This window comes from Streptomyces sp. NPDC047886 (genome assembly GCF_043204435.1).
Taxonomy (GTDB): Bacteria; Actinomycetota; Actinomycetes; order Streptomycetales; family Streptomycetaceae; genus Streptomyces.
In genome coordinates, this window is record NZ_JBIDCF010000010.1 from 157,142 (window position 1) to 176,854 (window position 19,713).

Here is a 19,713-nt window from a genome sequence, read left to right on the forward strand (position 1 = left end):
GGGCGCTCGCCCGGCCGCGTCAGCGCGCGCCGTCCCGCACCGCCGTGTCCGTGTCCGGCGACGGGGTGTCGGCCGCCCAGGGCGTGCCGGGGACCACCAGCGGGGAGCCGGTCACCGGGTCCGGGACCACCACCGCGTCCAGCCCGAAGACCTCGCGGACGAGGCCGGCCGTCACGATGTCGGCCGGCCGGCCCTCGGCGACCACCCGGCCCGCCTTCATCGCGACCAGGTGATCCGCGTAGCGCGCCGCCTGGTTGAGGTCGTGCAGGACGACGACCACGGTCCGGCCGCGCGTCCGGTTCAGGCGGCGCACCAGGTCCAGGACCTCCACCTGGTGCGCGATGTCCAGATACGTCGTCGGCTCGTCGAGCAGCAGCAGGTCCGTCTCCTGGGCCAGCGCCATCGCGATCCAGACGCGCTGCCGCTGCCCGCCCGACAGCTCGTCCACCGACCGGTCGGCGAGCTCGCTCACGTTCGTACGGGCCATCGCGTCCACGACCGCCCGCTCGTCCTCGTCCGACCACTGCCGCCACCACGCCTGGTGCGGCTGGCGGCCGCGCGACACCAGGTCGGCGACCGTGATCGCCTCCGGCGCCACCGGGGTCTGCGGCAGCAGCCCGATGGACCGGGCGATGCGCTTCGTCGGGATCGACGCCAGCTCCCGCCCGTCCAGCAGCACCGAACCGCCCCGGGGCTTCAGCAGCCGGCCGAGCGCCCGCAGGGTGGTCGACTTGCCGCACGCGTTCGGCCCGACGATCATCGTCACCCGCCCGTCGGGTATCGCGAGGTCGAGCCCGTCCACGACGGTCCGGTCCTCGTACGCGAGGGTCAGCTCCCGCGCGCTCAGCCTGCTCGTCACGCCTTACCTCCCGTACGGCCGCGCATGATCAGCCAGATCAGATACGGCGCGCCGACGGCCGCCGTCATGACACCCACCGGCAGCTCGGTCGGCGACAGCAGCCGCCGTGCCAGCAGGTCCGCCGACACCACGATCACCGCGCCGGACAGCGCCGAGCACAGCAGCGGGATCTGCGCCGTCCGGGTCAGCCTGCGGGCGATCTGCGGCGCCAGCAGCGCCACGAAGTCGACCGGGCCCGCGGCGCCCGTCGCCAGCGACGCGAGGACGACGCCGAGCCCGACGAGCCCCAGCCGCACCCGGCCGAGCCGCACCCCGAGCGCGGTCGCCGTGTCGTCGTCAAGCGACACCGTCCGCTGTGCCCGCGCCGCCCACAGCACACAGGGCAGCAGCGCGAGCAGCGTCCAGCCGAGCGGCGCCGCCTCGTCCCAGCCGCGCCCGTTGAGGGAGCCCGTCATCCAGATCTGGGCCTGCTGGGCGACCAGGTAGTCGCCCTTCGTCATGAACAGCGTCGTCACGGACCGCAGCGCGATCGCGAACCCGATCCCGATCAGGACGAACCGGGTGGCGTGCAGCCCGCCGCGCCACGCGAACACGTACACGAGCAGCGCCGCGATGATGCCGCCTGCCACCGACAGGTACGGCAGCACGGTGAACGACGTGACGCCGAACGTCATCGCCGCGACGGTCACCGCGCCGGCGCCCTGGCTGATGCCGATGATGTCGGGGCTGGCGAGCGGATTGCGGGCGACCGTCTGGATCAGCGCCCCCGCCACGCCGAACGCCGCGCCCACCAGGAGACCGATGACCAGCCGGGGCAGCCGCAGCGTGCCCACGACGAGCTCCGCCGACGACGGCCGCCCGGTCAGCACCCGCAGCACATCGCCGGGCGCGACGAACCGCTCGCCGACGCACAGGTACGCCACCGACACCGCCGCCAGCACCGCGGCGAGCGCCACCGCGACCGCCAGGGCCCGCCGGTGCAGCAGGAACGACCCGTGCCCGCGCCCCCCGGCCCGTACGACCGTGTAGCCCGCCGGGCGCACCCGGGGCCCCGCTGTCGCCGTCATGCCGGGACCGCCTTCCGCCGCACCAGCGCCACCAGGAACGGCACCCCGATCAGCGCCGTCATCACGCCCGCCGGGACCTCGCCGGGCGGGAACACGATCCGGCCCACGACATCCGAGACCAGCAGCATCACGGGCCCCACGAGCGCCGCCAGGGGCAGCACCCACCGGTGGTCGGAGCCCACGATCGCCCGGACCATGTGCGGCACGGCGAGACCCACGAACGCGATCGGCCCGGCCGCCGCCACGCCCGCGCCCGTCAGCACCGTCGCGCCCGCACCGGCCACGATCCGTACCGTCGCGACCCGCTGACCGAGCCCCTGCGCCACGTCCTCGCCCAGCGCCAGCGCGTCCATGCCGCGCGCCACCGACACCACCAGCACCGCCCCGAGCAGCAGGAACGGCCACAGCTGCGCCACGATCGCGGCGTCGCGCCCGGCCACGGACCCGATCTGCCAGAACCGGAACTCGTCCAGCGCCGACGCCTTCGTCGTCAGGACGCCCGTCGTCACCGACAGCAGCAGCGCGTTCACCGCCGCACCGCCCAGCGCGAGCTTCACCGGCGTCGCCCCGCCCCGGCCGCTGGAGGCCACGGCGTACACCGCGACCGACGCGAGCGCCGCGCCGACGAACGCGAACCACACGTATCCGCTCAGCGTGTGCACCCCGGCGAACGCGATCGCCAGCACCACGCCCACCGACGCGCCCTGGCTGATGCCGAGGATCCCCGGATCGGCGATCGGGTTGCGGGTGATGCCCTGGAGTGCCGTGCCGGCGACCGCCAGCGCCGCGCCCACCATCAGCGCGACCAGCGTCCGGGGGACCCGCAGCTCCCGTACGACGTCGGCCTCGCCGCCCCCGCCGCCCAGCAGGGCGTCCAGGACGACGGACGGCGCGATGGGCCGGGCGCCGACGGCGAGACTCAGCAGGACCGCGAGCAGCAGCGCGGCGACGGCCGCCGCTGTCGCGAGGACACGTCTGGAACGCAATGCGGCAGCCATTCGGAGGAGTGCGGAGCACGGACGGGCGGGGCCGGGGACCCCTGGTAAGGCTTGGCTAAGTCTGGCTCATGCCCGCCCACGGCCGGAAACCGCCCCCCGCCCACCCCGGAGACCCGCCCCGGGAACCCGCCCGGGTGCCGCGTCCTGGGATCCTGGCCCGGTGGTCCGGTCTGGGGGAGCAGGCCCGGTGTCGTGCCCTGGGGTCCTGGCCCGGTGGCCTGGTCTGGGGGAACCCGCCCCGCCCCGGTGTACCCGCCCCGGCTCCGGACCCGCGCGGGCCGCCGGTTCGGCCGGCGCGCCGTGGCCCCTGGCGGTCCCGGCACAATGGCCGGCATGGCTGCCTCCGTCTCCGCACCGCTCACCGTCGGCTTCGACCTCGACATGACGCTCATCGACACCCGCCCCGGCATTCACGCCGCGTATCGGGCGCTCTCCGCCGAGACCGGGGTGTGGATCGACGCCGACCTGGCCGTGACCCGGCTCGGGCCTCCGCTCGAGCACGAGCTCGCCCACTGGTTCCCGGCCGATCGGGTGGACGCCGTGGCGGCCCACTACCGCGAGCTCTACCCCACCCACGCGATAGCCCCGAGCATCCCGCTGCCCGGGGCGAGGGGTGCGATTCAAGCCGTTCGCGCGGCGGGCGGGCGTGCCGTCGTCGTCACCGCCAAGAACCGTCCCCACGCCGAGCTGCACCTCGCCCACCTGGGCATCGAACCGGACGCGGTGATCGGCAGGCTGTGGGCCGAGGCCAAGGCGGAGGCGCTGCGCGAGTACGGCGCGAGCGTCTACGTCGGCGACCACACCGGCGACATCCGGGGCGCCCGCGCGGCGGGCGCGCTGGCCGTGTCCGTGGCCACGGGACCGTTCGCCGCGGACGAGCTGCGGCACGCGGGCGCGGATGTCGTCCTGGGGGACCTGACGGCGTTTCCCACCTGGTGGGACGCCTATCGGGCGGAGGCCGCCGGGCTTCCCGACGCGGCCGACGCGGCCGGGGCGGCCGACCGCGCCTGACGGCGCTGCGCCGCGATCGACCGCAGGACGCCGGCCCCGGCGATCAGGAAGCCGACGCCCATGAGCATGGACACGGCGTAGGCGATCGTCGGGAACGGGTCCGTGCCGAGGAAGAGCGGGGCCACGGTGACCAGAGTGGCCACCGCGCCGACGATGAAGACGATGGCGCCGGCACGGACCAGACCGTCACCGGGCGCGGCGCTGCTCGAAGGGGTTTCACTACGCATTCGGCCAGGGTAGTTCCCAGGCCGGAGGAACAAACCAGTTACGTCTTGTCACCAGCCCGTGGACCATTAGCCTTGGCGGGGGCTTCCCTGGGGAGGGCCGGGGCGCCCCCTGCAGTGCTATCCATCGCCGATTCCTTTGGCGTCACCCATCGAGTACGAGGACGAGGACGGACGTGCCTACCGGCAAGGTCAAGTGGTTCAACAGTGAGAAGGGCTTCGGCTTTCTCTCCCGCGACGACGGCGGCGATGTCTTCGTCCACTCATCGGTGCTCCCTGCCGGGGTCGACAGCCTGAAGCCCGGCCAGCGCGTCGAGTTCGGCGTGGTCGCCGGGCAGCGCGGTGACCAGGCGCTGTCGGTGACGGTCCTCGACCCGACTCCCTCGGTGGCGGCGGCGCAGCGGCGCAAGCCGGACGAGCTGGCGTCGATCGTGCAGGATCTGACGACGCTCCTGGAGAACATCACGCCGATGCTGGAGCGGGGCCGCTACCCCGACAAGACGCACGGCAAGAAGATCGCCGGCCTGCTCCGCGCGGTCGCCGACCAGCTCGACGTCTGACGGCGTCCGGGCCCGGCGGCGCCCAGGTCTGGTGACGCCCAGGTCTGGCGCGCTCAGGATCTGGTGACGCTCAGGGCTGGTGACGTCCCGCCCTGACGGCCGCGCCCTGACGGCCGCGCCCTGACGGCCGCGCCCTGACGGCCGCGATCGGGCGGCGCGATCGGGCGGCGCGCGGGCGTCAGACGAACGACAGCGCGTCGGGGCCGAGGGGCGGTACGAGCCCCTCGGCCGCCGCGCGGGTCAGCAGGCCGCGCACGGCGGCGTAGCCGGCCTCGCCCAGGTCGGCGGTGAACTCGTTGACGTAGAGCCCGATGTGCTGATCGGCCACAGCCGGGTCCATCTCCTGGGCGTGGGCGCGTACGTACGGGCGGGACGCCTCCGGGTCGTCCCAGGCCATCCGGACCGACGCCCGCGCCGACTCGGCGAGCAGCTTCAGCGTCGGCGCGCCGAGCGAGCGCTTCGCGATGATCGCGCCGAGCGGAATCGGCAGCCCCGTCGTGGACTCCCAGTGCTCGCCCATGTCGGCGAGGCGGTGCAGCCCGTACCGCTCGTAGGTGAACCGGGCCTCGTGGATGACGAGGCCCGCGTCGACCCTGCCGTCCCGTACGGCGGGCATGATCTCGTGGAAGGGGAGGACGACCACCTTCCCCACACCCTCGGGGACGACGTCCGCCGCCCACAGCCGGAACAGCAGGTACGCCGTCGACCGCTCGCTCGGTACGGCGACTGTCTTCCCGGTGATGTCGAGTCCGGGCTCCGCGGCCAGCACGAGGGGCCCGCAGCCCCGGCCGAGCGCGCCGCCGCAGGGCAGCAGGGCGTACTCGTCCAGGACCCAGGGCAGGACCGCGTACGACACCTTCAGGATGTCCAGCTCGCCGCGCTCGGCCATGCCGTTGGTGAGGTCGATGTCGGCGAACGTGACGTCGAGCTCCGGCGCGCCGGGTACGCGGCCGTGCGCCCACGCGTCGAAGACGAACGTGTCGTTGGGGCAGGGGGAGTAGGCGATGCGCAGCGGCGACGGCGGGGTCACAGGTCCTCCAGGTCGGGCGCCGGCCGGCGCTTCAGGTCCGTGCGCTTCAGGTCCGCGTGCTCCAGGATCGTGCGCTCCGGGATCGTGCGCTCCTGGTCCGCGTGCTCCAGGATCGTGCGCTCCTGGTCCGCGCGCTCCAGGCCCGCGTGCTTCAGGTCCGTGAACACGGTGGTGCCGAGCAGCCGGAACGTCTCGCCCAGGGCGCTCAGCGCGGGGCCGATGCGCCAGGCGGCGCGGTCGCGGGGGCCGACGGTGTTGGAGAGGGCCCGTAGCTCGGTGACGGGCAGGCCGTGCGCGGCGGCGGCCTCGGCGACACCGAAGCCCTCCATCGCCTCCGCGGCGGCCCGGGGGTGGCGGGCGGCCAGCGCTGAGGTACGGGCGGCGGTGCCGGTGACCGTGGACACGGTCAGGACGGGCGCGACGATGTGCGGGAAGCCGAGCCCGGCGGTGCTCAGGGCGTCGGCGATCCGGCCGGTCAGCGCGGCCGGCGGATGGTGGACGGAGCGGCCGAAGCCGAGTTCTTCGACGGCGAGGTAGCCGTCGGGCGTGTCGGCGCCCAGGTCGGCGGCGACGATCGCGTCGGCGACGACGAGGCTGCCCAGCGGCGCGTGCGGGGCGAAACCGCCCCCGATGCCGGCGGACACGACCAGGTCGTAGGGGGAGGGCGCGGTGGCGAGCACGGTCGCCGTGCGCGCCGCGGCGGCCGCCGGGCCCACACCGGCGGCGACGACGTCCACGTGGACGTCCGCGGCCGGGTCCAGGGCGGCGGTGACGGCATCCGCCTCCGCCGCCACCGCGGTCACGACCAGGACGCGTGGGGCCACCCCTCGGTCACACCTTCTTGAGCTCGAAGTGCCAGATGCCGACCAGCTTGCGGCCCTTGGTCTCGACGACGCTGATCTGCACCTTGTTCGTCTCCTCGCCCATCTGGCTGGCGAAGAACGCGTTGGCCGGGATGGTCCGGTACGTCTTCTTGTAGGGCTCCTGCTCGGCCTGCTGACCGTTGATGAACAGCGTCCAGCCGTTCTCGGCCATCTCCGGTTCGACACCGAACCGGATCTTGTCGTCCATGGAGACCTCGATGGTCTTCCCGGACTTCTTGTTCAGGCACTTCTGCTGCTCGGACTCCTTGATGGCCTCGCCGTCGTTGTAGCAGAGGGCCTCGGAGCTGAGGGATTCCGAGCCGACCGTCACGGTCGCGAGCGGCGTCGGCTTTTCGCAGGCGGAGAGGACGAGGAGCCCGGCGGATACGGCGCCGAGGGCGGCACCGGCCCGGCGGGCCCTGCCGGAGAAGAACGCAACGGTCATGGGGCGAAGGCTATCGGGCCTGACCCCGTGTACCGCATGCGGGGCCTCATGCGACGCGCGGGCGCGGCGTGCCGCCGCGCCGGGCCGCCGTCAGCAGCCCCCGTACGGTGACGCCCACGCCCAGCGCGAGGATGGCGGACGCGACGGACATGCCGACCGTGCCGTTCAGCGGCAGGGAGATGCCGATCGCGCCGCCCACCACCCACGACATCTGGAGCAGCGTCTCGGAGCGTGCGAACGCGGACGTGCGGACGACCTCCGGCACGTCCCGCTGGATCAGCGCGTCCAGCGACAGTTTCGACAGGGCCTGGGACAGCCCGGCCACCGCGCCCAGGATCGCCACCGCGAGCCCGCCGAAGAACACGGCGGCGCCGATCGCCGCCGTCAGCGCCAGGCCCAGCATGGTGGCGATGATCGCCTCGGGCCCCCGGGCCCGCAGCCAGGCCCCGATGGCCGTGCCGCACGCGTTGCCGACCCCGGCGGCGACGCCGACGATGCCCAGCGACACGGCGGCGCTCTGCCCCTCCAGGGGATGCTCCCGCAGCAGGAACGCCAGGAAGAAGATCAGGAAGCCGGAGAGGATCCGGTGTGTCGCGTTCGCCTGGAGACCGTGCAGCACGGACGGCCCCACGGTGCGCAGGCTCGGCTTCTGCTCGCCGTGCGTCAGCATGTGCGCCTTGCGCTCGCCCTTCGCCGAGTCCACCTTGTGCGGCAGGGTCAGCGCGAGTGCCGTACCGGTGACGAAGAGGGCGCACGCCCCGTACAGCGGCCACTGCGGCCCGATCCGCTGCAGTCCGATCGCCACGGGCGCGGCGATGCCCGTCGCGAGCAGGCCCGCGAGGGTCACCCGCGAGTTCGCCTTCACCAGGGAGAAGCGCGGCGGCAGCAGCCGGGGCACGACGGCGGATCTGATCACCCCGTACGCCTTCGACGCGACCAGCACGCCGAGCGCCTCCGGGTACAGCTCCAGGCCGCCCGTGGCGACCGCGCCGGACAGGGCGATCGCGAGCAGCGCCCGGGTCAACATCGCGCCCGCCATGGCGGCGCGCCGGCCGTGCGGGATGTGGTCGAGGAGCGGGCCGATGACGGGGGCCAGGAGGGTGAAGGGCGCCATGGTGATCGCCAGGTACAGCGCGACCCGGCCGCGTGCCTCGTCCGTCGGCACGGAGAAGAACACGGTGGACGCCAGCGCGACGGTGATCATGACGTCGCCGGCGCCGTTCACGGCGTGCAGCTCGATCAGTTTCCCGAGGCCCGACTCGCCCGCGCCGTGCGCGTGCGTGGCCTTCCGGATGCCGCGCGCGGTGCTCGTGAACGGCAGGTGCAAGGCACGGCCCAGCCGCCGGCCCGCCCTCCGGAACGGCCCGGCACCCTGGGACGACCTCACGGTTGCCACCCCGTCATAGTGCCCCAGCCGCTCACCGGGCGAACCGTGAAGCGGGCTAGTTGGGGCAGGCAGGTGGGCGGCGGGCTGCGGAGGGGGTAGCGTGCGTAGCGCGCCACCGGCGGAAAAGTCTCGGCCGCGCGCCTCTTCGGCATCCCGCAGAATGGATGACAAGAGGTGTGCCCGAGACACGACGGGCGCGGACGTCGATGCGGCCCACTGGTCCGCTCCGCCCGCCCCGTACAACGCGAATCGGCCGGCGCAACCGTGAGACGGCGTAGGAGAGAAGCGAGACCTGTGAGTGCTGCGACGACGCGAAGCCGTGCCCGGCGTACTGCCGCCCCCGACCGCCTGTGCGCCGAGGCGGTAGACCTCGCCAGGGAGGCGGCCGAGGAGGCCGCGGCCCCAGGCGTCGTCGGTGAGCACGTGGGGGTGGTCGCCGAGGGCGACCGGGTCGTCACGCACTTCTTCGAGTGCCGGGAACCCGGCTACCGGGGCTGGCGCTGGGCCGTCACGGTCACCCGCGCGTCCCGCGCGAAGGCCGTCACGCTGGACGAGACGGTGCTGCTGCCCGGACCCGACGCCCTCCTGGCGCCCGAGTGGGTGCCCTGGAGCGAGCGGCTCCGTCCCGGCGACATGGGCCCCGGCGACCTGCTGCCCACGGAGGCGGACGACCTGCGGCTGGAGCCCGGGTACTCCGGCGAGGACGCCCTGCCGCCGAACCCCGCCGTGTCGGGGGAGATGGTGGAGCTGGTCGACACGGAGGACGCCGAGTTCGTCACCCGTACGCCGTCGCGTGGCGCGATCGCGTCGGTCGCGGAGGAGCTCGGGATGCGCCGGGCGCGCGTTCTGTCCCGGTACGGGCTGCATGTCGCGGCCGACCGCTGGGAGGAGTCGTACGGGGCGAAGACCCCGATGGCCCAAGCGGCTCCGGCTTCCTGTGTGAGCTGTGGCTTCCTCGTTCCGCTCGCCGGGTCCCTGAAGCAGGCGTTCGGCGTGTGCGCCAACGAGTTCTCGCCGGCCGACGGCCGGGTCGTGTCGCTCGACTACGGCTGCGGCGGCCACTCCGAGGCCGCCGTGATGCCGAAGCCGCCGCGCCCGGCACCGCCCGTGCTGGACTCGATGGCCGCCGACGAGTTCCCGCTGCGCCCGGCCCGGGACAGCGGTTCGGTCCCGGAGACGGCCCCGGACGCGGCGACGGAGGACCTGGGGCACTCCTGACGTACGGGCCTCCCGGCGTACGGGCCTCCCGGCGTACGGGCTCTCCGGCGTACGGGCCTCCCGGCGTAGGCGGCGCGGACGGGGCCGTCCCGGGAGCAGTCCGCTCCCGGGACCGGCCCCGTCTCCTCCGTCCGGTCGCCCGGTCAGTTGCTCACAGTGATCGTCTCCGTGCCGCCGTCGCTGATCGCGTTCATCCGGAGCCGGGTGACGCCCTGCGGGAACGAGGAGCCCAGCGCGATCCGCAGTTCGTGGACGCGTGGGGCGCCCTCCTCGATGGTCTCGCCGTCCGCGTCGGTCAGCCGGCCCTCGTAGCCGGACGGGCCGGTCGTCCCGACGGGCCGCCAGCCGCCGTCGGCCGTGCGCAGCGACACCTTGATGTCACCCGCCCGCAGGGTCCCGGAACCGCCGTCGGGGGTGATCGTGAGGACGTCGGAGGCGTTCTCGGCGGTGACCATGTCGTTGTCGATCCGCAGGGTGAAGGCGGTGACCCCGCCGCCGGTGCGCATCGTGACAGTCCGCGCGTCGTCGCCGTAGACGACCGTGACCGACCGGGACACCGGCTGGGTCGTCCCGGCCGGCGGTGCGACGGCCGACGCGGGCGCCGACGGGGTGGTGGAGGGGCTCGGTGACGCGGTGAGCGACGGCGGGGCCGGCACGTCGGACGGCGAGGTGTTCGCGACGCCCGTCCCCTCCGGCTCGGTGAGCATCGACACGGCCGCCGTGCTCACCAGGGCCACCGACGTGATCGCGGCGGCCAGCGCCAGGACCAGCGGACCCCGGCCACGCGCCGCCCAGTTGGGGGCGGGCGGTGCGGCGGGGCGCAGCGAGTGGTGGGTGACCTGCGCCGCGCGGGCCGCGAGGGCGCGGGCGAGCCGGTCCTCGGTCTCCGTACGGCTGTCGCCCGCCGCTGTCGGGTCGTTCGTCATCGGGCGGTACTCCTCCTCAGCCACGGTCGCCGTCCTGGGCCCGCAGGACCCGCTCCAGCGCGTCCAGGGCCCTGCTGGCGGTGGACTTGACCGCGCCGCGCGACAGGCCGAGCGTCTCGGCGATCTGACCTTCGCTCAGGTCGGACCAGTAGCGCAGGACGAGGACTTCCCGCTGACGGCTCGTGAGCCCGTGCAACGCGGCCAGTACGCGGCGGTGTTCGTCGCCGAGCAGGGCGTGGTCCTCCGCCGACGGGGCGTCGGCCTCGTGCGGCGGCACGTACGCGCGGGCGGTCTTCCTGCGCCGCAGGACCGAGCGGGCCGTGTTCACCACGGACGTACGGAGGTAGCCCAGCGCGTTGTCGACGTCGTCCAGCCGGTCGCCGTGCCGCTTGTAGAGCGCGACGAACGCGTCCTGGACGACGTCCTCCGCGGTGTTCCTGTCGTCCACCAGCAGGATCGCGAGCCGCACCATGGACAGCCGGTGCGCGTGGTACAGGTCGGTGACGGTCGGTCGGCCCGGGTCGGGCGCCTGCCCGCCCCGGCCGCCGGGGAGCAGCCGGAAGCGCGGTCTGGCGGGCCGTACGGGCTCGGTGGCGCCGCCGTCCTGCTCCGTACCGAGCAGCCGCAGGAGCCACGTCCCCAACCCTCGGGGCGGCCGGGACAGGGGCGTGAAGGGCGGCGCGAGGGTCGCGGTCATCGTGGTGGTACCTCCGGAACAACACATGCCTCGTGCTGGAGCGTCCGGCGATCCCCACCCCCGTGAACTTCAGCGCCCGCAGGCTACTCGACATGATCACTGGGCCCGGCGGCGGGCGATCAGCAGCGCCCCGGAGCCCACGGCGACCAGCAGACCGGTCGCGCCGATCAGCAGCGGGGTGCTGTCGCCGCCGCCCGTCTTCGCCATCTCGCCGGTGCCGGTGGTGTCCGCGGCGGTGCGGGTGACCGGCGCGGCGGACGGCGAAGGCGACGCGGTGGCGGGCGCGCCCGTGCCGGCGCCCGCGCCCTCGACGGTGAAGGGCAGCCGCGTGCGGGTGCCGGTCTCCGCGTTGCTCGCCTCGATGTCGACGGAGAACGCCTTGGCCTTCATCGCGGAGGTGGCGACGACACGCAGCTTGTAGGTGGCGCTCTCACCGGGTGCGAGCTTGGGCTGCGCCGGGATGACGACGGCCCGCAGGTGGGCCGCCTCGTTCGGCTTCCGCATCGCGGTGCCCTCCTTCGCGGTGGGAAGCAGCTCGGCCGGCTGCCACTGCTTCGGGGTGACCCAGTACTGCTCGATCCGGACCTCGCCGGCGGCCATGCGGCGCTCGGCGTCCTTGTCGGTGATCTCCATCACGACGTCGATCCGCTGGGAGATGTTGCCCTTGTTGGTGACGGTCGCGGTGAACTCCTCGGCCACACCGGTCTTCAGGGGCGTGACGCCCGCGACCCCCGCGACGCCGATCGACAGTTCGCGGTTGACGTCCGGGTCGTCGCTCGCGGGGGTGCCGTGCTCGACGCCGAACTCGAAGGAGTTCGTGCCGTTGTTGGAGGACAGGGTGAAGGTGCCCTGCGCCGTGTTGCCCGGGAAGTACTTCGTGGCGCCCAGCCGCAGCTGGTACGTGCGCGACTGGCCGGCCTTCAGGGCGCCGTTGTCCAGACCGCCGGTGACGGCCCTGTCCTGCTCGCCGGTGCGGACCGGGACCCAGGCGCCGGAGGCGTTCCGCCGCTCGACGGTGATGTGCTCGGGGTCGAGGTCGTTGCCGCCGTCGACGAAGAAGAAGTCGGACGCGTCCAGGTCGGTGCCCGTGTTGTTGGTGACGGTGGCGGAGAACGCGAACGGCTTGCCGCCGGTGTCCAGGACGGGGCGGCCGCTGATGCCGCCGAAGACGACGTCGGCGTCGCGGCCCTCGATGTGCCACGGGAGGCTGAAGCCGGTGCGCCGCAGGTTCCCGCCGTCCGCGTGGCCGCCGATGCCGACCTCGCCCATGCTCGCGGTCTGCGGGATGCTCCGGTCGATGGTGACCTCGATGGTCGCGCGCACGACGGCGCCCGGGGCGATGGCGGCGGGCAGCGGGAACGTGGCCTGGACGGCGCCGTCCTGCCCCCGGGTCAGGGCGAGCCGCTGCCAGCCCGCGTCGGTGCGGTGCCGGACGGTGATCTTGGAGAGGTCGGCGGGCATCGGCTCCAGCCGGGCGTTCACGTGCTTGCCGTAGGCGACGGTGACCAGGCCCTGGGCGCCCTTCACCTCGGCCGGCGACGGGTTGGTGATCTTCGCCCGGAAGACGTTGTCCTTGCCGAGGACGAAGGGGCCGTCGTGGCTGATCGTGGTCGTCAGGACCGGCGCGGTGGCGGCCTCGGTGGCGGCCCCTGTGGTGTCGGCGGCGACCGGCTGGGCGACGGCGGGCGCGGCGACCGCCACCGGGGTGACGACGGTGAGCAGCACGGCCGTTGCGGCGACCGCCGAGCGGGCGGCGACGGCGGAGCGACGGGCGAAGCGGGACGAAAGGTGCGTCTGCATGGCGGAGTTCCCCCAGGGAGTACATGACCGTGATCGATGAGTCGTGCCGGCGGCGGCTGCCTCGCGTCCCGGATCCCCCGGTGCCGTCGGCCGTTTCGCTGCCTTCACTTGGATAGACGTGCGGCCCCCTCGGGGGTTGCAGGTGACTTCAGAAGTTTTTTCGCGAGACTTCCGGGGCCCGTGTGACGAGCGGACGGAGGTCCGGCAGGCGGGCGGACCGGGGCCCGTGGGGCAAGCGGACGGAGGCTCGCGGGACGAGCGGACGGAGGTCCGGCAGGCGGGCGGACAGGGGCCCGTGGGCAAGCGGACGGATGCCCATGGGACGACAGACGGATCTCCTGACACGGGCGGGCCGAACAGCGGGGGAGAGCCGCCCGGTCTCGTGGGACGGCCGGAGCGACACCGTTCACCAGGGGGTTCAGGGGTACCCGGGAGCGCGCGGTACCTTCTGGCCAGAGCGGTACGTACGACGAGGAGAGCGGAGCACATCGTGAGCGTGAGGGCGACGGCGGCTACCCAGGGGGCCGACCCGTTCGGAACCGCACGGCTGCGGCGCGGCGTGCTCGACGCGTGGGGCGCCGGGCCGGCGCGGTTCCGCGAGGACGCCAACGCCGAGGAGGAACTGTCCCTCGGCGGCTACCGCGACCGCCTGGTCGTCGAGCTGGCCCAGAACGCCGCCGACGCCGCCGCCCGCGCCGGCGCCCCCGGCCGGCTGCGGCTGACCCTGCACCCCGCCGACGCGGCCGGGCCCGCCGTCCTCGCCGCCGCCAACACGGGCGCGCCGCTGGACGCGACCGGCGTCGAGTCGCTGTCCACCCTGCGCGCCTCCGCCAAGCGGGAGGGCCACGAGGGCGCGGTCGGCCGGTTCGGCGTCGGGTTCGCCGCGGTGCTCGCGGTGAGCGACGAACCGGCGGTGATCGGCCGGCACGGCGGCGTCCGCTGGTCGCTGGCCGAGGCCCGCGAACTCGCCGCGCAGGCCGCCAAGGCCAGCCCCGGCCTCGGTGACGAGCTGCGCCGCCGCGACGGCCACGTACCGCTGCTGCGGCTCCCGCTGCCCGCCGAGGGCTCACCGCCCGCCGGGTACGACACGGTGGTCGTCCTCCCGCTGCGCGACCCCGCCGCCGTGGACCTGGTGGAGCGCCTCCTGGCCGGGATCGGCGACGCCCTGCTCCTCACCCTGCCGGGCCTCGCCGAGATCGTCGTGGAGACCCCGGCCGGGCTGCGGGTCCTGCGGCGCTCCCAGCACGGCCCGTACACGCACATCGAGGACTCGGCGGCCGGACCCGAGGGCGCCGTCAACCGCTGGCGCACGGTCACCCGCCAGGGCCCGATCACCCCGGAACTCCTCAAGGACCGGCCGGTGGAGGAGCGGCTGCGGCCGCACTGGACCGTCACCTGGGCCGTCCCGGTCGACGCGGACGGCGCACCGCTGCACCCCGGCACCGCCCCGGTCGTGCACGCCCCGACCCCGACCGACGAACCGCTCACCGTGCCCGCGCTGCTCATCGCCTCGCTGCCGCTGGACTCCAGCCGCCGCCACCCGGCGCCGGGACCGCTCACCGACTTCCTCGTCCGGCGGGCCGCCGACGCGTACGCGGAGCTGCTCGGCGACTGGCGTCCGGTGTCCACCGGCACGATCGACCTGGTGCCGGGACCGCTCGGCAAGGGCGTCCTGGACGGCGAGATCCGCGGGGCGATCCTCGAACTGCTGCCGCGCGTCGCTTTCCTGGAGCCGGCGGCGCCGTCCGAGGAGCTGACCGCGCTGCGCCCGTTCGAGGCGGAGGTCGTGGAGGGCGCGGGCGCCGACACCGTACGCGTACTCGCCGAGGTCCTGCCGACGCTGCTGCCCGCCGGTCTGGAGCGCCGTGTCGAGCTGCGCGCCCTCGGGGTGGCCCGGCTGCCGCTGGGCGACGCCGTGGACCGCATCGCGGGCGTGGAGCGGACGCCCGAGTGGTGGCACCGCCTGTACGAGTCGCTCGCGGGCGTCGACCCGGACCGGCTGTCCGGCCTGCCGGTGCCGCTCGTCGGCGGCCGTACCGCGATCGGGCCCCGGCAGGTGCTCCTGCCGCTGGCGGACACGCCCGCCGACCTGACCCGGTTCGGGCTGAAGGTGGCCCACCCCGACGCCGCGCACCCGCTCCTGGAGAAGCTGGGCGCGCTGCCCGCGACCCCGCGCGCGGTGCTCACCACCCCGCAGGTCCGGGCCGCCGTCGCGGCGTCCCTGGACGCGGACGACCTGTGGGACGACGCCCCGGACGCCGACGAGCTGGTGGAGACCGTGCTCACGCTCGTCAGGGACGCCGCGCTGGAGCCGGGCGACGAGCCGTGGCTCGGCGCGCTCGCCCTGCCCGACGAGGACGGCGAGCTCGCGCCCGCCGGGGAGCTCGTCCTGCCGGGCAGCCCCTTCGCGGCCGTCATGCGCGAGGGCGAACTCGCCCAGTGCGACGCGGAGCTCGCCGAGCGCTGGGGCGAACAGCCGCTGGCCGCCTGCGGGGTGCTCGCGGACTTCGCTCTCGTACGGGCCACCGACGTCGTCCTCGACCCGGACGAACTGGAGCCGCGCGACGGCGACTTCGCCGAGCCGGACGACGCGGGGCTGCTCGACGCCGTCGACGTGTGGTGCGAGGACGTCCTGGACCGGCTGCCCGACACACCGGTCCCGCCGGTCGCGACGGAGATCGTCGCCGTGCGGGACCTGGACCTGGTCGACGACGACGCCTGGCCGCGGGCGCTCGCCCTGCTGTCCCGGCCGCCGCTGCGGGACGCGCTCACCCAGCCGGTGCGGATCCTGCTGCCCGACGGCACCACCGAGACGGTGCGCTCCTACACCGCCTGGTGGCTGCGCGACCACCCCGTGCTCGACGGGCGCCGCCCGGCCGGGCTGCGGGCGGCGGGCGCCGACCCGCTCCTTGAGGGCCTGTACGACCCGGCGGACACCACCGGCTTCGCCGACACCCAGGTCCTGCACGCCCTCGGGGTGCGTACCTCGGTGGCGGCCCTGCTGGACGAGCCGGGCGGCGCCGCCGAGCTGCTGGGGCGGCTCGCGGACCCGGACCGGGACGTGACCGGCGCCCAGCTGCACGCCCTCTACACCGCGATGGCCGACCTCGACCCGGAGCAGGTCACGCTCCCTGACGAGCTGCGCGCGGTGGTCGACGGGCGCGTCGAGGTGGTCGCCGCCCACGAGGCCGTCGTCGCCGACGCCCCCGACCTGCTGCCGCTCGCCGATGGCCTCCCCCTGCTCCCGGTCGCCCCGGCCCGCGCCGCCGATCTGGCGGAGCTGTTCCAGGTGCGGCGGCTCAGCGAGGAGGTCGACGCGGACGTCACGTCGGACGGCGAGGAGCACGAGGTGCCCGAGTCCGTGCACGCCCTGCTCGGCCCCGGCACCCCCGACGCGTACGTCGAGCACGAGGAGCTGCGCGCCGGGGGCGTCGAGCTGGACTGGCGCCGCACCCCGGACGGCACGGTGCACGCGGCCACGCTGGAGGGTGTGGCGGCGGGCCTCGCCTGGGCGGCGGGCCAGTGGCCGCGCCGGTTCGAGGTGGCGGCGCTCCTGGAGGACCCGTCGCGGACGGCGGAGCTGGCAAGGGACCGCTGGTTCGACTGACCCCGGGGGTGACCCCGAGGGGGCGTGCCGCGGGGCGCGGTCAGGCGGGGAACCTGCGCCCCACCCACCGCCAGGCGAACTCCAGCAGCACCGCCCCCGCCGCCGCCATGCCGACGGCCGCCCACGGCATCGTCGTGCCCACCAGCTTCAGCGCGAAGAAGTCCTGGAGCCAGGGCACGACGAGCACGGTCAGGAACGTCAGGCCCATCACCGCGACGAGCCCGATCCGCCACCAGGTGTAGGGGCGGGCGATGATCGCCAGCACCCACATCGACACCAGGAACAGCGTCAGCGTCGCCGCGCTGGTCTCGGCGTCCAGCGCGCCCGGCCCGCTGTAGTGGGCGCGGGCGAGGGTGTACGTGACGAAGGTCGCCGTCGCGGAGATGAGGCCCGCCGGGATGGCGTACCGCATGACCCGGCGGACGAAGTGGGGCTGGGCCCGCTCCTTGTTGGGGGCGAGCGCCAGGAAGAACGCGGGCACGCCGATGGTCAGTGTCGACACGAGGGTGAAGTGCCGGGGCAGGAACGGGTACTCCACCTGGAAGCAGACGACCAGGATGGCCAGCAGCACCGAGTAGACGGTCTTCGTCAGGAACAGGGTGGCGACCCGGGTGATGTTGCCGATGACCCGGCGGCCCTCGGCGACGACCGACGGCAGCGTGGCGAAGCTGTTGTTGAGCAGCACGATCTGGGCGACGGCCCGGGTGGCCTCGGAGCCGGAGCCCATCGCGACGCCGATGTCGGCGTCCTTGAGGGCGAGGACGTCGTTGACGCCGTCGCCGGTCATGGCGACGGTGTGCCCCCGGGACTGGAGGGCGCCGACCATGTCCCGTTTCTGCTGCGGGGTGACCCGCCCGAAGACGACCCCGTCCTCCAGGGCGCCGGCCATCTCCTCCGTGTCGCGCGGCAGCTTGCGGGCGTCGACGGTGTGGTCGGCGCCGGCCAGACCGAGTTTGGCGGCGACGGCGCCGACGGAGACGGCGTTGTCACCGGAGATGACCTTCGCGTCGACGTTCTGGTCGGCGAAGTAGGTGAGCGTGTCGGCGGCGTCGGGGCGCAGCCGCTGCTCCAGGACGACCAGGGCGGACGCGTGGGCCCCGTCGGCGGCGCCCGGCCCGTCCAGTTCGCCGGCGGCCCGCGCCAGCAGCAGGACGCGCAGCCCCTGCTGGTTGAGGTCCTCGATCTCGGTGAGCACGGGGTCGCCGTCCGGGAGCAGCACGTCGGGTGCGCCGAGCAGCCAAGCGCTGGTCTGGCCGTCGCCCTCGCTGAAGGCGGCGCCGCTGTACTTGCGGGCGGAGGAGAACGGCAGGGACTCGGTGCACCGCCAGTCGTCGCTGTCGGGGTAGGCGTCGATGATGGCCTGGAGGGAGGCGTTGGGCCGGGGCTCGGATTCGCCGAACGCGCCGAGCACCTTGCGTACGTACGCCTCGTCGGAGCCGTTGAGGGGGCGCAGCTCGGTGACGTCCATGCCGCCCTCGGTGAGGGTGCCGGTCTTGTCGAGGCAGACCACGTCGACGCGGGCGAGCCCTTCGATGGCGGGCAGCTCCTGGACGAGGCACTGTTTGCGGCCGAGCCGGATGACCCCGATGGCGAAGGCCACGGACGTCAGCAGCACGAGACCCTCGGGGATCATGGGCACGATCCCGGCGACGGTGCGGGCGATGGAGTCCTTGAAGTTGGTGTCCTTGACGACGAGCTGGGTGAGGATGAGCCCGATCGCGGTGGGGATCATCATCCACGTCACGTACTTGAGGATGGTCGAGATCCCGGACCGCAGTTCGGAGTGGACCAGCGTGAACCGGGACGCCTCCTCGGCGAGCTGTGCGGCGTAGGCTTCGCGGCCGACCTTGGTGGCGGTGAAGGCGCCGCCGCCCGCGACGACGAAGCTGCCGGACATGACGGTGTCGCCGGGCTTCTTCAGCACCGGGTCCGCCTCACCGGTGAGCAGCGACTCGTCGATCTCCAGGTTGTCGGCCTCGGCGACCTCGCCGTCCACGACGACCTTGTCGCCCGGACCGAGTTCGATGAGGTCGCCGAGCACGATCTCGGCGGTCGACACCTCGGCCGGGACGCCGTCGCGCCGTACGGTCGGTTTGGCCTCGCCGATGACGGCGAGCCCGTCGAGGGTCTTCTTGGCGCGCAGCTCCTGGATGATGCCGATGCCGGTGTTGGCGATGATGACGAACCCGAACAGGCTGTCCTGGATCGGCGCGACGATCAGCATGATCACCCAGAGCACGCCGATGATGGCGTTGAAGCGGGTGAAGACGTTGCCCCGGACGATGTCGACGGCCGACCGGGACGACCGTACGGGTACGTCGTTGACCTCTCCCCGCGCGACCCGCTCGGCGACCTCGGCGGCGGTCAGCCCGCCTGGTCTGTGCCGTACGGCGGATCCGGGCGGTCCCGATGACCCGCCTCCGGCTTCCACCCTGGTCTCCATCCTCGCCCGCTGCGTCATGGTTCCGACGGTACGGCCGGAACCGGGCGTTCACCCGCCGAGCGGCGAGAAGATCCGACCGGGGTAGGACACGGGTGGTCCTGTAGCCGTACGTGCGGGCGGGCGGGCTACGGGGACGGGGGAGCCGCCCCGTCCGCCGGGCCGGTCCGGTGCGCGGCGTCGGCCGCCCGGTCGGCGGCGTCGCGCTTGATGGCGGCGTCGCGCTTCCTGACGTACCAGATGCCGATGAGTCCGAGGCCGCCGCCCGCGAGGCAGGTCCACACCCACCAGGTGAGGTCGCGGTCGGCGAACCAGCCGTAGAACGGGACCTGCGCGAGGAACAGGACGAACCAGAGGATCGTGCCGCCGGTGACGGTGCCGACGACGGGCCCCTCCAGGGGCTCGGGCGCCTCGTGCTTGGGGGTCCACTTCGCCATGCGCTCAGTGTATGGGGGCGCTCCGGCGTACCCGTCCGCCCCGTACGGCACAAGAGCCTCATGGGTCTACGCGCGGAGATGGTGATCTTCGACTTATGTATTCATACTGAAACGGTTTGTCGGTGACCGGTTCTGTTAGTGCGA

At 74.0% G+C, this 19,713-nt stretch carries 16 protein-coding genes and 1 pseudogene; 4 read left to right on the forward strand and 13 right to left on the reverse strand.

What is annotated here, in order from left to right; all coding sequences use genetic code 11:
• Positions 1-19 precede the first annotated feature (19 nt).
• From ACGF5U_RS27530 to ACGF5U_RS27540, 3 genes are read right to left on the reverse strand one after another with little or no spacing between them, the layout of a single operon-like run.
• A complete protein-coding gene (locus ACGF5U_RS27530) occupies positions 20-859 on the reverse strand; it encodes an ABC transporter ATP-binding protein (protein WP_392716722.1) in 840 nt (279 codons plus the stop codon).
• Positions 856-1,926, reverse strand: a complete 1,071-nt coding sequence (locus ACGF5U_RS27535) for a FecCD family ABC transporter permease (protein WP_392716720.1) — start codon at positions 1,924-1,926, stop codon at positions 856-858. Before ACGF5U_RS27535 ends, ACGF5U_RS27530 begins: the two co-directional genes overlap by 4 nt.
• Positions 1,923-2,924: a FecCD family ABC transporter permease gene (locus ACGF5U_RS27540; RefSeq protein WP_392716718.1), complete on the reverse strand. Its 1,002-nt coding sequence runs from the start codon at positions 2,922-2,924 to the stop codon at positions 1,923-1,925. The genes ACGF5U_RS27535 and ACGF5U_RS27540 overlap by 4 nt, the downstream gene beginning before the upstream one ends.
• Before the next feature lie 324 nt (positions 2,925-3,248).
• Here ACGF5U_RS27540 and ACGF5U_RS27545 point away from each other — a divergent pair, with 324 nt between their 5' ends.
• Complete coding sequence (locus ACGF5U_RS27545) at positions 3,249-3,935, forward strand: HAD family hydrolase (RefSeq protein ID WP_392716716.1); 687 nt, start codon at positions 3,249-3,251, stop codon at positions 3,933-3,935.
• On the opposite strand, the gene ACGF5U_RS27550 is transcribed toward ACGF5U_RS27545, so the two are convergent.
• Positions 3,869-4,162 carry a hypothetical protein gene (locus ACGF5U_RS27550; protein ID WP_392716713.1) on the reverse strand — a complete coding sequence of 98 codons (294 nt, stop codon included), beginning with the start codon at positions 4,160-4,162 and terminating at the stop codon, positions 3,869-3,871. The two genes, ACGF5U_RS27545 and ACGF5U_RS27550, sit on opposite strands and share 67 nt — an antisense overlap.
• A gap of 173 nt (positions 4,163-4,335) precedes the next feature.
• On the opposite strand from ACGF5U_RS27550, the gene ACGF5U_RS27555 reads away from it, so the two are divergent.
• The gene (locus tag ACGF5U_RS27555; RefSeq protein WP_392716710.1) at positions 4,336-4,719 is read left to right on the forward strand and encodes a cold-shock protein; all 384 of its coding nucleotides are present in this window, start codon (positions 4,336-4,338) and stop codon (positions 4,717-4,719) included.
• Positions 4,720-4,897: 178 nt separating this feature from the next.
• On the opposite strand, the gene ACGF5U_RS27560 is transcribed toward ACGF5U_RS27555, so the two are convergent.
• The 4 genes and pseudogenes from ACGF5U_RS27560 to ACGF5U_RS27575 all read right to left on the reverse strand — a co-directional run bounded on the left by ACGF5U_RS27560 (position 4,898) and on the right by ACGF5U_RS27575 (position 8,453).
• Complete coding sequence (locus ACGF5U_RS27560) at positions 4,898-5,749, reverse strand: 1,4-dihydroxy-6-naphthoate synthase (RefSeq protein WP_392716708.1); 852 nt, start codon at positions 5,747-5,749, stop codon at positions 4,898-4,900.
• Between the two features lie 176 nt (positions 5,750-5,925).
• Positions 5,926-6,573: pseudogene (locus ACGF5U_RS27565) on the reverse strand (futalosine hydrolase); the annotation flags it as partial.
• A gap of 7 nt (positions 6,574-6,580) precedes the next feature.
• Positions 6,581-7,057 (reverse strand): DUF2771 domain-containing protein, encoded by a 477-nt coding sequence (locus ACGF5U_RS27570; protein ID WP_392716706.1) that lies wholly within the window; start codon positions 7,055-7,057, stop codon positions 6,581-6,583.
• Between the two features lie 46 nt (positions 7,058-7,103).
• Entirely contained in the window at positions 7,104-8,453 is a 1,350-nt protein-coding gene (locus tag ACGF5U_RS27575; RefSeq protein ID WP_392716704.1) for an MFS transporter, read from the reverse strand.
• 285 nt (positions 8,454-8,738) lie between these two features.
• Here ACGF5U_RS27575 and ACGF5U_RS27580 point away from each other — a divergent pair, with 285 nt between their 5' ends.
• Positions 8,739-9,662, forward strand: coding sequence for a DUF3027 domain-containing protein (locus ACGF5U_RS27580; protein WP_392716702.1), 924 nt, complete (start codon positions 8,739-8,741; stop codon positions 9,660-9,662).
• Between the two features lie 143 nt (positions 9,663-9,805).
• Here ACGF5U_RS27580 and ACGF5U_RS27585 read toward each other — a convergent pair whose 3' ends face one another.
• The 3 genes from ACGF5U_RS27585 to ACGF5U_RS27595 all read right to left on the reverse strand — a co-directional run bounded on the left by ACGF5U_RS27585 (position 9,806) and on the right by ACGF5U_RS27595 (position 13,085).
• Positions 9,806-10,588: a hypothetical protein gene (locus tag ACGF5U_RS27585; protein WP_392716700.1), complete on the reverse strand. Its 783-nt coding sequence runs from the start codon at positions 10,586-10,588 to the stop codon at positions 9,806-9,808.
• A gap of 16 nt (positions 10,589-10,604) precedes the next feature.
• Complete coding sequence (locus tag ACGF5U_RS27590; RefSeq protein WP_392716698.1) at positions 10,605-11,285, reverse strand: RNA polymerase sigma factor; 681 nt, start codon at positions 11,283-11,285, stop codon at positions 10,605-10,607.
• A gap of 96 nt (positions 11,286-11,381) precedes the next feature.
• Positions 11,382-13,085, reverse strand: coding sequence for an LAETG motif-containing sortase-dependent surface protein (locus ACGF5U_RS27595; RefSeq protein WP_392716696.1), 1,704 nt, complete (start codon positions 13,083-13,085; stop codon positions 11,382-11,384).
• 490 nt (positions 13,086-13,575) lie between these two features.
• Between ACGF5U_RS27595 and ACGF5U_RS27600 the strand changes: the two genes are divergently transcribed.
• Entirely contained in the window at positions 13,576-16,692 is a 3,117-nt protein-coding gene (locus ACGF5U_RS27600) for a sacsin N-terminal ATP-binding-like domain-containing protein (protein WP_392716694.1), read from the forward strand.
• 40 nt (positions 16,693-16,732) lie between these two features.
• On the opposite strand, the gene ACGF5U_RS27605 is transcribed toward ACGF5U_RS27600, so the two are convergent.
• Both ACGF5U_RS27605 and ACGF5U_RS27610 read right to left on the reverse strand, forming a co-directional pair.
• On the reverse strand, positions 16,733-19,153 hold the full coding sequence (locus ACGF5U_RS27605) for an HAD-IC family P-type ATPase (protein WP_392716692.1): 2,421 nt from the start codon (positions 19,151-19,153) through the stop codon (positions 16,733-16,735).
• A 107-nt stretch (positions 19,154-19,260) separates the two neighbouring features.
• Entirely contained in the window at positions 19,261-19,569 is a 309-nt protein-coding gene (locus ACGF5U_RS27610; RefSeq protein WP_392716690.1) for a DUF2530 domain-containing protein, read from the reverse strand.
• Positions 19,570-19,713: the final 144 nt, after the last annotated feature.